Origin of the sequence: Streptomyces antnestii, from assembly GCF_004005495.1 — a bacterium.
GTDB classification, from domain to species: Bacteria; Actinomycetota; Actinomycetes; order Streptomycetales; family Streptomycetaceae; genus Streptomyces; species Streptomyces antnestii.
In genome coordinates, this window is the sequence record NZ_RZYA01000035.1 from 1 (window position 1) to 15,089 (window position 15,089).

8 protein-coding genes and 2 pseudogenes are annotated in these 15,089 nt (G+C 66.1%); 7 read left to right on the plus strand and 3 right to left on the minus strand.

All coding sequences use genetic code 11. The features are described 5' to 3' along the window. Positions 1–317: 317 nt before the first annotated feature. Positions 318–695, plus strand: a pseudogene (locus EOT10_RS39670) (transposase); the annotation flags it as partial. Between the two features lie 116 nt (positions 696–811). Beyond that, positions 812–1,161 (plus strand): annotated as a pseudogene (locus EOT10_RS42470) (hypothetical protein); the annotation flags it as partial. A gap of 132 nt (positions 1,162–1,293) precedes the next feature. Here EOT10_RS42470 and EOT10_RS39680 read toward each other — a convergent pair. Further along, positions 1,294–4,371, minus strand: coding sequence for an FG-GAP-like repeat-containing protein (locus tag EOT10_RS39680; RefSeq protein ID WP_127833233.1), 3,078 nt, complete (start codon positions 4,369–4,371; stop codon positions 1,294–1,296). Positions 4,372–4,793: 422 nt separating this feature from the next. On the opposite strand from EOT10_RS39680, the gene EOT10_RS42780 reads away from it, so the two are divergent. The 3 genes from EOT10_RS42780 to EOT10_RS39695 all read left to right on the plus strand — a co-directional run bounded on the left by EOT10_RS42780 (position 4,794) and on the right by EOT10_RS39695 (position 12,168). Beyond that, positions 4,794–11,021: an RHS repeat domain-containing protein gene (locus EOT10_RS42780; protein ID WP_127833234.1), complete on the plus strand. Its 6,228-nt coding sequence runs from the start codon at positions 4,794–4,796 to the stop codon at positions 11,019–11,021. A gap of 52 nt (positions 11,022–11,073) precedes the next feature. Continuing rightward, a complete protein-coding gene (locus EOT10_RS39690; RefSeq protein WP_127833235.1) occupies positions 11,074–11,634 on the plus strand; it encodes a hypothetical protein in 561 nt (186 codons plus the stop codon). An 87-nt stretch (positions 11,635–11,721) separates the two neighbouring features. Next, complete coding sequence (locus tag EOT10_RS39695) at positions 11,722–12,168, plus strand: RHS repeat-associated core domain-containing protein (protein WP_223281499.1); 447 nt, start codon at positions 11,722–11,724, stop codon at positions 12,166–12,168. On the opposite strand, the gene EOT10_RS39700 is transcribed toward EOT10_RS39695, so the two are convergent. Beyond that, the gene (locus tag EOT10_RS39700) at positions 12,126–12,839 is read right to left on the minus strand and encodes a hypothetical protein (protein ID WP_127833236.1); all 714 of its coding nucleotides are present in this window, start codon (positions 12,837–12,839) and stop codon (positions 12,126–12,128) included. The genes EOT10_RS39695 and EOT10_RS39700 overlap by 43 nt on opposite strands. Before the next feature lie 532 nt (positions 12,840–13,371). Here EOT10_RS39700 and EOT10_RS39705 point away from each other — a divergent pair. Then, positions 13,372–13,602 carry a hypothetical protein gene (locus EOT10_RS39705; protein ID WP_127833237.1) on the plus strand — a complete coding sequence of 77 codons (231 nt, stop codon included), beginning with the start codon at positions 13,372–13,374 and terminating at the stop codon, positions 13,600–13,602. Between the two features lie 275 nt (positions 13,603–13,877). On the opposite strand, the gene EOT10_RS39710 is transcribed toward EOT10_RS39705, so the two are convergent. Then, the gene (locus EOT10_RS39710) at positions 13,878–14,405 is read right to left on the minus strand and encodes a transposase (protein WP_223281500.1); all 528 of its coding nucleotides are present in this window, start codon (positions 14,403–14,405) and stop codon (positions 13,878–13,880) included. Positions 14,406–14,498: 93 nt separating this feature from the next. Here EOT10_RS39710 and EOT10_RS39715 point away from each other — a divergent pair, with 93 nt between their 5' ends. Next, complete coding sequence (locus EOT10_RS39715) at positions 14,499–14,810, plus strand: hypothetical protein (protein WP_189492711.1); 312 nt, start codon at positions 14,499–14,501, stop codon at positions 14,808–14,810. Positions 14,811–15,089: the final 279 nt, after the last annotated feature.

Consider the following 15,089-nt stretch of genomic DNA (forward strand, 5'->3'; position numbering starts at 1 on the left):
GCCGCTGGGCCGGATCCGCGCCTTCTTGCCAGCAGACCGGAGACCGCCCAACACGAGTTCACCCTCCGAATGCTGGCCGGTGTGCTGTTCGTCCGGCGGCTGCAAAGCGGGCGCAATCACCCAAAGCAGTCCCACCCGCCCAACTCCAGTGATGGCCAGCCCGGTCAACGCTTACCGCGACAACTGAAGCGCTCAGCTTGACGTTCAACCTCGCAGGTCACCCGACCTGCTGATCTGCGGTTTTCCTGGGACAGCAGGGGCGGCCGTTCTCCACACTTCAGACGCCGAGTCGAAGCACGAGAGAACGGCCGCTGTGTATGGGTCTCCCGGTCGATGCGCCTGCGGGCGACGCATTGGGTATCTTGTCCCGCTTTCGAGTTGAGATCTACGAATGCCTCTACGCCCGCCAGGACGCGCTCTTCGAGCGCACAGACGCGGTGTTGCGTGCGGAGGGCCGGTGAAGACCCTGGTCGAGCTGTCGTTGGCCCTCGAACACCGGCGCGGGCACGGTGCGCTGTACGCGGCATTGGACCGTGGTTGGGCGGATCCGACGCGACTTCGCCGTAGGCTGGCCGGTCTGCCGTTGCCGAAGGCGGCCGACGGCAGGATCGTGCTGGCCGTGGACGTGAGCGACTGGCTCCGCCCCGGATCAGTTCGTGCCGGGCTGGCCGTACTCCTTCGTCGCCGCGCTGGATCGCGTGCCGCAGTCAGAGGCAGCGGCTAGCACTTGCCCGCCTGCGTTGATACTCCACGACGCGGGCAGGTGCCGTTCCGCACTGGCGTTTTCGTGTGTGCGGGATGCGGCGCCGAGTTGACCATCCCGCTGTCCCCGGTCTCACTGCCAGTCCATGCCCGTCAGAAGTACAGGAACCGGGCCCAGCTCCCGGTGCTCATGCAGTCCGGGACGTTTGCCGTGGACCCTGCCCCTTGGGGAGAGCCGTGGCGGAGGTGGGAGATCGATCCGGGCGAGGCGGAGGCACGCAGCATCTACGCGACGGTCTACGCTCTTTCCGACAGCACGCTCGGGGCGAGTGTCATCGTGCCTGTGATATCCCCGGAACCCGGCTGATTCATGAGAAGCGCGGCGGTGCCTCCTGTGGCCTCGACGGAGCCTGCGGGCCCAACATGGCCTGCGAGGCATGCATGCCGTGCCTGAGTAGGACAAGCGGCAGGGTTTCGACTGGGGACGCCGTGCCTACCCCAACCTGGTGTGCCGCCACAGCCCGCTCCCCGTCGTGCGGTGTGGTCCGGTCCTGTCTGGCCCACACCGCACGATATCTAGCCGAATTTAGGTCAGCTGAGGGCTTGGTAGCCAGCCCATCCGTCGCTGACCTTGGTGAGTGTGCCGGTATTGGTGCCGAGATCGGGGTAGTGCCACAGCGCGTTGTCCGAGCGGGTGAACCAGAGGTCGAATCCGCGGTTGCTGTGGTCGGCGTCGCCGGGCGAGGTGATCAGGGGGGTTCCGGTAGGCGTGAAGTTCAGGCCGCTGACGATTTTCGTGGTCTGGTCGGCGAGGCCGTCGCCGTTGTCTCCGGTGCCGCGGTAGACGTAGAGCTCGCCGGTGGAGCGGTTGCGGGAGCCGAGGTCGATTCGGCCGTCGTTGTTGGTGTCGCCGGGAGCGAAGAGGTCGGAGTTCTGCCACCCGTCGGGGCCGATGAGGATCGGTTCGCGGTCGGTGTCGAGGCGGTTGTCGGGGGCTCCGAAGTAGAGCCAGAGAAGGTCGCCCTGCTTGACGAGGAGGTCGGGGTAGCCGGGGGCGTCGGGGGTGCCGTCGTTGTCGATGTCGAGGGGGCCGTCGACGTCGCCGATGGCGAGGATCTGGTCGGCGTTCTGCCAGTGGTTGTTGGCGCTGTCGTAGACGGTGAGTTCCTGGCTGTCGTTGGTGTCGCCGGAGCAGTCGGTGCAGGCGAAGCCGTAGCCGTTGTTGGGGTGGATCCACAGCCTGTCGGTGCCAGCTGTGGTGTCGTGGCGCAGGGCGATGAGGTCTTCGTAGCCGTCGCCGGTCCAGTCCCCGCGGTGGGTGATTTTTACTCCGGTCCAGTTGAAGCCGGAGGCGGATGCGGGGTTGTCGGCTACGGTGCCGTCGCCGGCTCCGTAGTAGCGGTGCAGGGTGCCGTCCTTGTCGGTGGCCCACATGTCGGGGTTGCCGTCGCCGTTGATATCGCCGGGGTGGTCGGCTTCCTTGGGGCCGTTAGCGTAGAAGAGGTAGTCGGCGGTGTCCGACTTGTTGCCGGCTTTGTCGAGACTGCGGGCGTACAGGTGGTTGGAACCGGCGACGCTCGGGGTGAATTTCACCGAGACGCTGCCGCCGGAGGCGCTGGGTGTGGCGGTGCGTACGGTGGGGTCGGTGTCGTTCCAGTACTCGTACTTGCTCACGTCGCTGACGCCGCCGGCGGCGAGGGTGAAGGTGCCTGCGGTGCGCACGGTGCCGGTGTTGCTGGGCCAGCCGTCGCTGCCGTCGGGGAACTGAGTGGAGGCGATGGTGGGCGGGGTGCTGGGCCTGTTGGGGTCGAAGACGAACCGGCAGCCCGCCGCGCCCAGGGTGGGGGTCCAGTCTGAGGTGGCCTTGCCGTCGTCGGCCTGGGCCTTCCAGGAGAAGTTGCCGCCGCCGGTGGCGAGGTACTGGGTGAGTGTGGCTTTGGGGACCTTGACCTTGGCGACGGTGCCGGAGGTGACGGAGACGGTCTGGTTGAAGAAGACGCCGGGGCCGTCGTCGTGGTGGCCGGTGGCCCACAGGTGGAAGCGGCCGGTGACGGTGCCGCCGTCCTTGTCGCTGATCTTGGCCGTGAGGTAGACGTCGGTGTTGCCGATGAGACCGTAGGGGGCGCTGTCACCGCAGCCCGCGCTGTTCTTGGTGCTGGGAATCGTGTCGAGGCTGCTTGGCGCGCTGGGGATGGTGTTGTACTCGGTGGACATCACGGCGGACTTGGCATCGAACTTCTTCCAGCCGTAGACGTCGGACTCGTTGTCTGCCTGCAGCAGCAGGGTGATGGTGTTCCACTGGCTCGCTGCGGCGTCCTTCGCCGCGGCGGTGACGTCGAAGGCGAGGTTTCCGGCCGGGCAGTCGCCGCTCCAGCCCTTGGAGTCGTTGACCGAGTCCAGCTGCTCCCTCTTGTCAGGCTGGTTGGCCCAGGTGGTCGAGGAACCTATGGTTGCCGTGCGGTACAGGTCGACGGGCTTGGACGTGCACGACCAGGACCACGTGTTCTTGATCCGGAACGTGGACTTGATGACCTGCTTGTTGGTACTCCACAAGTTCTTGGTGTTCATGCGGAAGTAGGAACGAGCCAGGCCGTTGGTCTCGTTCTCGTAGCCGGCACGCGCGGTGGTGGTGGTGCCGCCACTCCAGCCCGCGCCGTTGAAGAAGGAGCTGTTGGGGTACTTCTTGTAGGCGATGGTCCACGAGTACCGCGAGCCCTCGACGTAGGGGTCGATGTAGACCGGGTACGTGGTGTCTGAGCCTTTCAACAGCTCGGGATCCGGGGTGAGTTTGAGGGCGTCATCGGTGACGTCGACAGGCATCGCGACTTGCTGAGCGCCAGGCCCGGGCTCGAACTCGCTGCCGGGCTGGGCCGGCCCAGCCGGTTCAGCAGCGGCAGCGGTCCTGGCGCCTGAGGCGGAGGTGGAGCTGTCCCACATGCGCGGCGTGGGTGCGGTGAACAGCTCCTGTCCGCCGGGGTTGGTGGCGCTGAGGTTGCCATAGCCGTCGGCTGAGACGTCCACGCCATCACTGGACATCTGATAGGCGACAGTCTTCAGGTCCGGGTTGGCCGCGGCCTCAGCCGTCTTCACGACCAGGAGCTGGGCGAACCCGGATGCGCCGGCCCGCAGCTTCAGGTCGACGTCAGGCAGCACATTGGCATAGGTGACGGTGTCGTCAGCGATCTGCGGCTTGGGCAGAGCCGTGGGCCATGTCAGGGAGATGCTGCGGCCGTCTCGGGTGATGGTGGCCAGCGGGCCCTCGCCCCCGCCGGAGAACTTCAGGCCCACCCCGGTGGCCTTCGGACTGATCACGCCGTCGGCGCCGGCCTGCAGAGTGGTGTCGATGTCGACCAGCTTGTTGCCCTTGCGCGCCCACTGCGCCATGGCATAGCGGTCCTCGGTCAGCGTGCCCGAGGGATTGGCGAACACCTGGGAGGCCTCGGTGCGCTGCGACTTCACCTCGACCTGCTCACCGGTATCGGCAGCCTCGGACAGTGCGGTGGACTCTTCGGCCGAGTACGGGCCCCCGGCCACGGAAGTCGGTGGAGCGTCCTGAGCGGCGGCGCTCAGGCTTGTGGTCAGCGGAACCGCCAGAGCAAGGGACAACGCGGCAGCGACCGATCTGCACCAGTACCTGCCGAGCCTGGGGCGTCTTTTCAACTCATGCATTCCGTGTCCTTTTCATTTCCTGCACGACATTCAGCGCACCATACAGCGCCTTTCGGGCCCAGAAGGGGTGCGTTCTCGACGTTGTGAAATGTGCTGCAGGTCTGCCAGTGGCGCTCTGATCTGCATTCGCCCTGGAAGGTGGATTCGGGCGTTAACTCCCTGGTGAAGGTCTGTTCGGCAAGGTCAAGTGGTCGTGCTAATAGGGCGTTTCTGGTACAAGGCATCGCATGGATGGATCAATGGCCCATGCATGTACTGCGGTTATCTAAACCTGAGAGATTGCTTATCTGGGCTCTTCTTTACTTGGTAAAACGGTGTTAACTTCGCTTGATCTTCATTGTTGTGAACTTCCCGTGGGGGGAATGGTGTCCGGTTTGCGAGCCGAGGGGTTGTACCGCCGCAGAGGCGGCAGATACGCGCGGATGGTGCGATGGGTCGCGCTGTCCTTGGTGGCGTATCTCGTAGTGGGTCTGCTGGGGGCGCCGGTGGCGGCTGCGGCGGAACTGGCGCTGGCGAAGCTGAAGAACCCGGACCCGGTCCCCACGTCCACGGTGAAGAAGCACCAGCTCGACAAGCCGGACCAGACGGCCAAGCATCGCTGGAAGGCGGCCCCGAAGGCTGTGTGGCCCCATCCGGGAACCGCCACTGTCAAGGTCCCCGCCCGCGGCAAGGCTGGCGCCGACGGCCTCCCGGTCCGTGTGGGCCGGGCCGGCGGGAAGTCGCCGAACCAAGCCCGCGCCCCTAAGGGCGTCCGTGTGCAGGTCCTCGACCAGAAGACGGCGAGGGCCCTGGGCATCAACGGGGCGCTGCTGGCGGTGCGTTCACTCGATGGCGCCAAGGGCAAGGTCGATGTCAGCCTCGACTACTCCGGATTCCGGCACGCCTTCGGCGGCGACTGGGCCTCCCGCCTGACGCTGCGCCAGCTGCCGAACTGCGCTCTCACCACCCCCGCGAAGAAGACCTGTGACACAGGCCGGACCCTCAAGAGCGACAACAACACCGAGACAGGAGCCCTATCCGCCCGGGTCACCCTGCCCATCACCGACGAAGCCACACCACAGGCAGTCCCCGTGGCCAAGGCGCCCTCGGCCAACTCGGTGAGCGGCCTCTCGGCGAGCCAGGGCACCGTTTTGCTCGCCGCGACCGCCGCAGCCTCCGGCGCCGGAGGCGACTTCAAGGCCAGCTCACTCGCCCCCTCCGCCTCATGGTCGGCCGGCGGCTCCAGCGGCGCGTTCACCTGGTCCTACAACATCGACACCTCCGATGTTCCTGGCGGCGCACAGCCGGACCTGGGCCTGTCCTACAGCTCCCAGGCGGTGGACGGCCGCACCGCGGCGACCAACAACCAGGCCAACTGGATCGGCGACGGCTGGTCCATGGAACCGGGCTACATCGAGCGCCGCTATGTCTCGTGCTCGGACGACACCAAGGACAGCAACGGCACCGACAAAAGCGGCGACCAGTGCTGGAAGAAGGACAACGCCGTCCTCAGTCTGGGGGGCCAGTCCAACGTCCTGATCAAGGACGACACCAGCGGCGAGTGGCGCCTCGAGGACGACGACGGCACCAAGATCGACAAGCTCACCAGCATCAACCGGGGCAACGGCGACGATGACGGCGAGTACTGGCGGGTGACCACGCCGGACGGCACCCGCTACTACTTCGGCTACAACCGGCTGCCCGGCTGGGTTGACGGCAAGGCGGAGACCAACTCGACCTGGACCGTGCCGGTGTTCGGCAACCAGTCGGGAGAGCCGTGCCACGCCACCGCGTTCAAGGACTCGTGGTGCCAGCAGGCCTGGCGGTGGAACCTCGACTACGTCGTCGACCCCCACTCCGACGCCATGGCCTACTACTGGAACACGGAGACCAACTACTACGGTCTTAACGTCAACCCGGACACAGGCGCCTCCACTGCCACGGTCTACGACCGCGGCGGCTACCTCGACCACATCGACTACGGGCTGCGCTCCAGCACCATGTACAGCCAAAAGGCTGCTGGTCGGGTCGACTTCACCGTCTCCGAGCGCTGCCTGACCACCTGCACGACCTTCGACTCCACCAACGCAAAGAACTGGCCTGACGTCCCCTTCGACCGGTATTGCAAAGAGGGCGACGAGTGCAAGGACCGCTACTCGCCGTCCTTCTGGACCCGCAAGCGCCTCACGAAGATCGACACATCGGTGCTGACCGGCGGCGCCTACAAGCCCGTGGACACCTGGGCATTGACGCACCAGTTCCCCTCCACCGGTGACGGCACAGATCCGGCCCTGTGGCTGGCCTCCATCACCCGGACCGGCCACACCGGAACCGGCGACGTCACCTTGCCCGCGGTGACCTTCAAGGGCCAGCAGCTCGCCAACCGCGTTGAGGGCGCCACGACTGGCGGCGCTCCCGACCCCGTGCCCCCGCTGGTCCGCTACCGCGTCTACGGCGTCAACACCGAAACCGGCGGCACCATCGGCGTCACCTACTCGGCGGCCGACTGCAAGGCTGGCGACGTGCCGACCCCGTCGACGAACACCCGCCGCTGTTACCCGGTGATGTGGTCACCCCCGGACGCTCCGGCCGCCAACTATGAGCCGTACCTCGACTGGTTCCACACCTACGTCGCCACCCAGGTCCTCGAGGCTGACAACACCAGCGGCGCCCCGGTCAAGGAAACGGACTACTCCTACCTGGACGGCATGTCCTGGGGCAAGGACGAGGACGAGTTCACCAAGGCCAAGTACCTCACCTACGGCGACCGCCAGGGATTTGGCCGCGTTCAGGTCCGCACTGGTGCCCCCGCCTCCGACAAGCAGACGCTGAAGGAGTACCGCTACTTCCGCGGCATCGACGACGCCGACGTCAAGGACCATGAAGGCATCGCGGTAGCCGACCACGAGGCGTTCGCCGGCATGCCCCGCGAAGAGGCAACCTTCAACGGCGACGGCGGCGCCCTGCAGACCACCACCAGCTACGAGCCCTGGCACGGCACCGCCACCTCCACCCAGGCCCGCACCGGCTTCTCAGCCCTTCATGCCTACGCCACCGGAACCAAGTCCGAAAAGACCCGCACCGCGGTCGGCGCCTCCTGGCGCTCCACCCAGACCCTGCGCACCTTCGATACCAACGGCCAGGTCCTCACCGAATCCGACCTCGGCGACCTCGCCAAGACCGGCGACGAGGAATGCACCACCACCACCTACGCCGCCAACACCAGCACCAACCTGCTCACGTCCCTCAAGGAAGTCCGCAACGTCGCCGTCGCCTGCGACAAGACGCCCCTGCTCCCCGCCGACCTGATCTCCGTGGCCCGCTACTACTACGACGGCGCCACCAGCCAGGACATAGCCCCCACCAAGGGGGACGTGACACGGCTGGACGAGCAGGACGACAAGGGCACCGGCTACCTGACGACTGCCACGCACACGTACGACATCCACGGCCGCGAACTGAGCGACACCGACGTGGACGGCAACACCACCACCACCGAATACACACCCAAGACGATCGAGTCGCCCGCCGCCAAGACGGAGACGAACGCGCTCGGCCACGCCACCACCACCGAATACGACCCGGCGCGCAGCGTCGCCACCGGCACCGTGGACGCCAACGGCAAGCGCACCGACGCCGTCATCGACGGCCTCGGCCGCGTGCTGAAGGTGTGGAACCCCAGCTGGACCAAAGCCGACCACGCCACCCAGCCCTCAACCGAATACAGCTACACCATCTCCCGCACCGCCACCAACGCCGTGACTACCAAGTCCCTGCAGTACGACGGCTCCTACGCCACCGGCTACCAGCTCTACGACGGCCTGCTGCGCCCGCGCGAGACTCAGGCGCCCGCCATCGGCACCGCGAACCGCATCGTCACCGAGACCCTGTACGACACCCGAGGCTTGACCTCCAAGACCTACGCCGCCTACTACACCGACGGCGCCCCCTCAGCGACTCTGGTCAAGGCCGCCGACAACACGGTGCCCTCGATGACCGAGAACCTCTACGACGGCATGGGCCAGGTCACCGACGCCATCACCCGCTCCTACGGCGACGAGAAGTGGCGCACCCAGACCGTCTACGGAGGCGACCGCACCACGGTGATCCCGCCCAAGGGCGGCACCGCCACCACCACGGTCACCGACGTGCAAGGCCGCACCACCGACCTCATCCAGTACACGAACGCAGACCGCACCGCCTCGCAGAAGACGACGTACACGTACGGCAAGTGGGACGAGCCCACGAAGGTCACCGACCCTGCAGGCAACACCTGGTCCTACACCTTCGACGCCCGCGGCCAGAAGACCAAGGACGACGACCCGGACAAGGGCGTCACCGACACCACCTACGACAAACTCGGCCACGCCGTAACCACCACAGACGCCCGAGGCGTCACCCTGACCACCGGCTACGACGCCCTGGGCCGCCAGACAGACCTGGCGAAGGGCAGCACGGTGCTGGCCAAGTGGACCTACGACACTGTCGCCAAGGGCCAGCCGACCAGCAGCACCCGCTACATCGGCGGCAAGGAGTACACCTCCACCACCGACTCCTACAGCGACGCCTACCAGCCCACCTCCAGCACCGTCACCATCCCCACCGAGGCCGGCGCCATGGCGGGCACCTACACCTGGACGTTCGGCTACAACGCCTACACCGGCCAGCAGGAATGGATCAAGCACCCCGCGGTCGGGAACCTGCCCAGCGAACGCCAGACCACCGTCTACGGCGAAGGCAACCTCCCGCAGAAGACCACCGCCGGATCCATCACCCTGGTCAACTCCACCGCACACGACGTCTTCTCCCGTCCCGTGCGCACCGAGTTCGGCACCCTGGGCAAGAAGGTCTACAAGACCCAGGTCTACGACGAGGTCACCGGCCGCCCGACCCGGCAGACCACCGACCGAGACCTCGCCCCCCAGCGCATCGACGACACCACCTACGCCTATGACGACGCGGGCAACATCACCGGCATCACCACCGCCAGCGGCCAGGACGCAGCCAAGTCCGTCGACGCCCAATGCTTCACCAACGACGCCCTGGGCCGGCTAACCGAAGCCTGGACAGCCAAGACGGACTGCACGACGAAGCCGTCCAGCACCACCGTCGGCGGCCCGGACGCCTACTGGCAGACCTTCGGCTACGACGCCATCGGCAACCGCACCAAACTCACCGACCACGGCACCGGCGCCCTGGCCGGCGCCGACGCCACCACCACCTACATGCCGAAAGCCCCGGGAACCGGACTGCCGCACGCCGTTCAGGCAGCCACCGTCAGCGGCGGCGCACTCGACGGGCAGAAGAGCACCTTCGCCTACGATGCCGCTGGCAACACCAAAACACGCACCATCGGCGCCACCACCCAGGATCTCACCTGGGACGAGGAAGGCCACCTCGCCACCCTCACCGCAGCCGGAAAGACCACCAGCTACCAGTACGACGCCGACGGCAACCGCATGATCACCAACGACGCTGACGGCAGCCAGACCCTCACCCTCCCAGGCAACAGCGAACTCAAGATCGCCAAGGACGGCACCAAGCAAGGCGTTCGCTACTACACCCACGAGGGCCAGACCGTCGCGGTGCGTACCAGTGACGGCTTCTCCTTCCTCCTCGCCGACCACCAGGGCACGTCCATGGCCGCCGTCGCCATGACCACCCTCGCCATCACCCGCCGCAAGCAACTCCCCTTCGGCGAGCTGCGAGCCGGACAGACCGACGCGATCCCCGGCACCCGCGGCTACATCGGCGGCACCACCGACCCGACCGGCCTGACCCACCTCGGCGCCCGCGAATACGACCCCAACTTCGGCCGCTTCATCTCCGTCGACCCGGTCATCGACATCGACGACCCCCAGCAGATGAACGCCTACGCCTACGCCAACAACCGCCCGATCACCGCCTCCGACCCCGACGGCCGGCAGTACTACGACGAATTCACGGGTATGGGGTACGGCAACACCACGGCGCAGAAACACGCCTACCAGAAGTGGGGCTACCGCGACAGCAACGGCCGCACCACCAAGAAGTACCGCACACGGCTCGCCACCTACACCCGACACATGAACAGCTACTACAACTCCAGCTACTACAAGAAGCAACTGCGGGAGGACCGCAAGGCCAATGACCGGGCGGCTCAACTCAAGGCGCAGGCCGAACGCCGCAAGAAAGACGGCATCTTCGGAAATATTAGGAAGGGAAACTTCGGCGCCGCATGGAGTCAGAGCAAGTCCGGCCTGCACGACACCTTTGGTACCTGGGAGGGTTGGAAAAATAGAGTCATCCCAGCAATAGGGTTCGGAGCCTGCTTGGTGGTCTCAGTGGGATTGTGTACAGGAATCGGAGTTCTTGGGGTAGCCGCGACTTTCGTCGGTGACGGATTGACAACAGGAAGCTGGAACTATGCCGCGGCTGGCAGAGGGCTGGCTTGGACGCTCATCGGAGGACGTATCGCTAAGAGCCTCGGAGGCGGGTGGCGGGGGTCAGCGTTCGTGGGCCGAGTTCGCGTCAAGACTGTTTCTCAAATGGAGAACGTCACCATCTACGGATACCGCAAGACAATCGACTGGGGGGCGACGTATGGAAACATCAGTCTCAATGCGGGGCTTTCGACGACATTCTGTGGCGCAGGTGCCGCAAGCCCCGGCGGCACCGTAAATATTTGCTGAAGTAGAATCTCAGGCGCGCTGAAATGATCTGAGACGAGCCAGGGGTTGGAAGATGATGGGTGCGGACACGGTAAGTTCGACAGTATTGAGGCGGCGCTCCTGGCCGATATTCTTCGGGATTGCCATCCTGGGTCTTGGGGTTGGAGTGACTGCGGCCGTGTTTAAAGTGACCGCAATGCATGGCTTCCGGGAGGGATGGCAAGGCATACCGGTGTTCCTGGCAGTCGCGGCAGTTTGCGGAAGGATCGCCAACAGTAAAGTGGTGATGCAGGGGGCCGTTCTCTTGCTGGTTAATCCACTGCGCACTTACATTATCCCAAAAGCGATGATCCGTAATGTCTCGGTGGGTGATGATGGCACGCTCGAAGTTCATCTGGATGAGGAGAGAAAAATAGCGTCTTTCGCCTTTGGTGGTTCCCTCATCGATCGGATAAATCGCACGAGCCCCAAGGCTGAGCGGAATATTAGAAGCTGGCTGCATTCAAGTCCCGCGATAGAGAGAACCGACCTCCAGGTCCGGTGGTCGCGGTGCATATTGGCAGATCTCTCCCTTCTGCTGTGCGTCGTGACAGCAGGAGTCGGTGCGCTCTGGATGGCCCTCAGCAGCGGATGAGGCCCGCGCCGGGATCCAGCGCGGATTGCCAAGGGCGGCACCAATCAGGGCGTTCGCTACTACACCCACGAGGGTCAGACCGTCGCGGTGCGTACCAGTGACGGCTTCTCCTTCCTCCTCTCCGACCACCAGGGCACGTCCATGGCTGCCGTCGCCATGACCACCCTCGCGATCACCCGCCGCAAGCAACTCCCGTTCGGCGAGCTCCGAGCCGAGCAAGCCGACACGATTCCCGGCACCCGTGGCTACGTCGGAGGCACCACCGACCCGACCGGCCTGACCCATCTCGGCGCTCGCGAATACGACCCCAACCTCGGCCTCTTCATCTCCGTCGACCCGGTCATCGACATCGACGACCCCCAGCAGATGAACGCCTACGCCAACAACCGCTCGATCACCGCCTCGGACCCCGACGGCCGGCAGTACTTCGACGAACTCGCGGGCATGGGGTACGGCACCACGGCGCAGAAGCACGCCTACCAGAAGTGGGGCTACCGCGACAGTCGGGAGTCGGCGCAACTCTCGGGTTCATGAAGGAAGGTGCTGCAACCGCGGCGGAAAGCGTCTGCGCGCTGGTTGCGTTCCGTGCGAGCTGGCGGCAACAGCCGCATCGTCCAGCTGGGCCAGAGCATCGCTGGCGTCATCGCTGCCCGCCGCTCGATGGCCTCGGACCGCAGGCTGGGCCATCGCGGGCGTGGAGCGGCGCTGGAATACCGGAGGCGGGCGTGCAGGGACGCCTCCGCATCCAGGCGGGTCAGAGCACGTCCGGCCAACTCGGGTCCGCCGGGCAGCCAGCGTTTGGCCAGGGTGCCGATCTTGGCATTCGGCTTGGTCTTCAACGAGCGGTCGGTGCCGAAAGCCCAGGCGTAGAGGGCTTCGTGGTCGCGATGACCGGGCCGGAGCGCGATGCTGGCCAGGGTCGTCCCCAGCGCAGCGCTGTGGGCATCCTGTCCGATGTCGGTCTCGGGCAACTCTGGCGGCCTCGTGCCGCACTCGGCGAGCACGGTGTGCACCACGTCGGGTCCCCAGTTCACGTGGGAGCGCAGGCCGAGCAGAATTCGCCAGGCCAGGGCATAGAGCTGTTGGAGTTCCGCCTGAGCTGCCGGGCGCGCGTGCATGTCCCCGGTGAGAAGTGCGGTGACGCGCCGCTGGGCGGTCAGGACAAGTCCTGTGCCGGGCAGCGGGATGACCGGCGCCTGGGCCAAGCGATAACCGCACGGGACTTTGGGCCCGGTTCGGTCGGCGCGGCTGGTTGCGGACCAGCTCCTGGAAGACCCGGGCAAAGTCGCAAGCCCGGGCGATGTCAGGGCAGGCGAGACGGACCTGGTCGAGCTGCTCGACCTCGTTCTCGGTCAGCTTCTCCCGGGGTCTCATGATCCAGCTTGTGATCTTGCGGGGGCTGGGGATGGCAACGCGGACGGGTTCGGCGATGCCGGCTTTGAGGGCGGCGAGGTGCTTGCGGACGACCTGGACGCTGCCCAGGTAGCCGCGGTCTCGGATCTCCTGGAAGAGCTGGGTGCCGCTGGTGATCCCGTTGGTGAACCGGGCGTTGACATACGGCTTGAACGGTTCCAGCACCCCGTTGGGACGCCGGTTGTCGGCGTACTTCTCTCAGTGCTCCACACAGTACGGAGATAAGTGCACCAGTCTTCGCCCCATGGGCCCTTGATCCTGGATGAATGAGGCAGGCGTCTGAGATGCTCCATCTGGGGCAGTCCGCTGGGGGAGGAGCGATCCGTGGGTGACTGGCTGAGCTTGGTCTGGGGAGGCGTCGTGGGTGCTGGCGCGACGGTTATCGCGCTCGACTATCGGAACGTTGGGCTGCGCGTGTATGACCTGATAGCCCAGCGGTCACCTGGTGGCGGGGTTGATGCAAGGTTCTCGCCCGACATCATGCGAGGCACCTTTGGGGTACTCGGTGTCGTCTTTCTTGCAGCCACTGGGATGAGGGCGTTCGGGATGTTCTGAAGTCCCGGCGGTAGCTGGCCCTTTGCCGGTCGCCGGAGAAGGTTGAAATGCCTGGTTCAGACCGCGAAACCGCCTCAGCTCCAGCCACCGATGCGGGTCCAACACCACTGCCAGCCGCCCTCCGCCGACCCCGAACAGACAGCAGAACTCCCGGCTTCAGCCCCTCCACGCATCAACAACGGTGCACTCTCATCCGTACGTGGTGGTGCACGTTCACGGCCCTGGCAAGATTTTCGTGAAGCGGGGGTGTGCCACCGTGCGCCGGTGACGCTCCGTCAAGGGTGGTGGCGCCGGAGTCCGGCCATAAGGATGACGCGGTGGCGGAGGAGTGGAACCCCGGCACGGCCGGCCATGATCCTTTTCTGGAGCTTCAGATCCGTGATCCGGCCTTCGTTGACACCGGAGTTGAACGGGGTGGTGATCCCCTCAACGACTGCGCGTTGGTCTTCACGGATGGCCTTGGCCAGGCTGGCCAAGGCTGGGAGGCGGGAGGCTGCGAGGTGTTCGAGCCAGTCGGGCAGCGGGGCGGCGTCGTGGGCGTCGAGCATGGCCGCGAACTGTCGAACCAGGTCGTGTGTGTGGTTCAGCTCCGGGCACTGTTCGAGTAACCGCCGGAGTACCTCGGTGGCGTGCAGGCCGCGCCGGGACGGTGTGGTGGTGATCCACCGGGCGACTTGGCGGGGCGAGGGCGGCCGCTCGCACGGTGTGTCGATCGGCAGACCGCGACGCAGGGGCGCGATGGACATCTTGACTCTCTGGTAGTGGCCGCAATAGCCCTTGGCGACGATCTCCTGGTGAAGCACCGTCGCGGTGTGCTCGCCTTCCTCCCAACGTTGACGCAAGTACTCCAGATACGGGTCGAGACTCGTGGACCGGCGGGGCGGAGTGCGCACTCGGTGACGCCGGATCCTCCCCCAACTCCCAAGACCGGGGCCGCGATCCGCAAGCAGGCCCCTGTCGTCGCCCGCAACGTCACCGCCAGCCTCACGGGCGCCGACCGGCTGCCCGCCTCGTACGACGGGTACTCCTCCTGCCCGATCACCACCGCGCGGAACCGCATGCTGCTGGCCGAGTTCGACTACTCCATGCAACACCGCCCCAGCTTCCCCGGCATCGACACGACGCACGAGCGCCGGGACATGTGGTACCTCAAGCGCTACGGACTGCCGTTCCTCTACTGGAACCTCATGCTGCGCGGACGGGCCTGAACCCACCGCCTCAGGGCCGGCGCCGATGCTCCCAGGCTCGGCACCAGCCCTGAGACAGCCCGTGACGAGGCAAACCAGCCGACGGTGCAGGTGGTTGACGCACCGTGTGGTTCGTCGGCGCATGCGGCCGCCGGCCCGGGCACAGCTTCCCCCGGGCCGGCGGCCGTCACGGATGCGGCCCGGTCCCGCTCCGCACAGACCTCCCCGGTGATCTGTGCACGAGCAGGACCGGGCCGCATCGAGCCGCCCTCAGCAGGGATCAGCCAGCCTCCCGTCGCG

Bases quoted from the DNA above. Each gene is read 5' to 3' on its own strand.
- EOT10_RS39680 (WP_127833233.1), bottom strand. From the start codon at position 4,371: ATGCATGAGTTGAAAAGACGCCCCAGGCTCGGCAGGTACTGGTGCAGA.
- EOT10_RS42780 (WP_127833234.1), top strand. From the start codon at position 4,794: ATGGTGCGATGGGTCGCGCTGTCCTTGGTGGCGTATCTCGTAGTGGGT.
- EOT10_RS39690 (WP_127833235.1), top strand. From the start codon at position 11,074: ATGATGGGTGCGGACACGGTAAGTTCGACAGTATTGAGGCGGCGCTCC.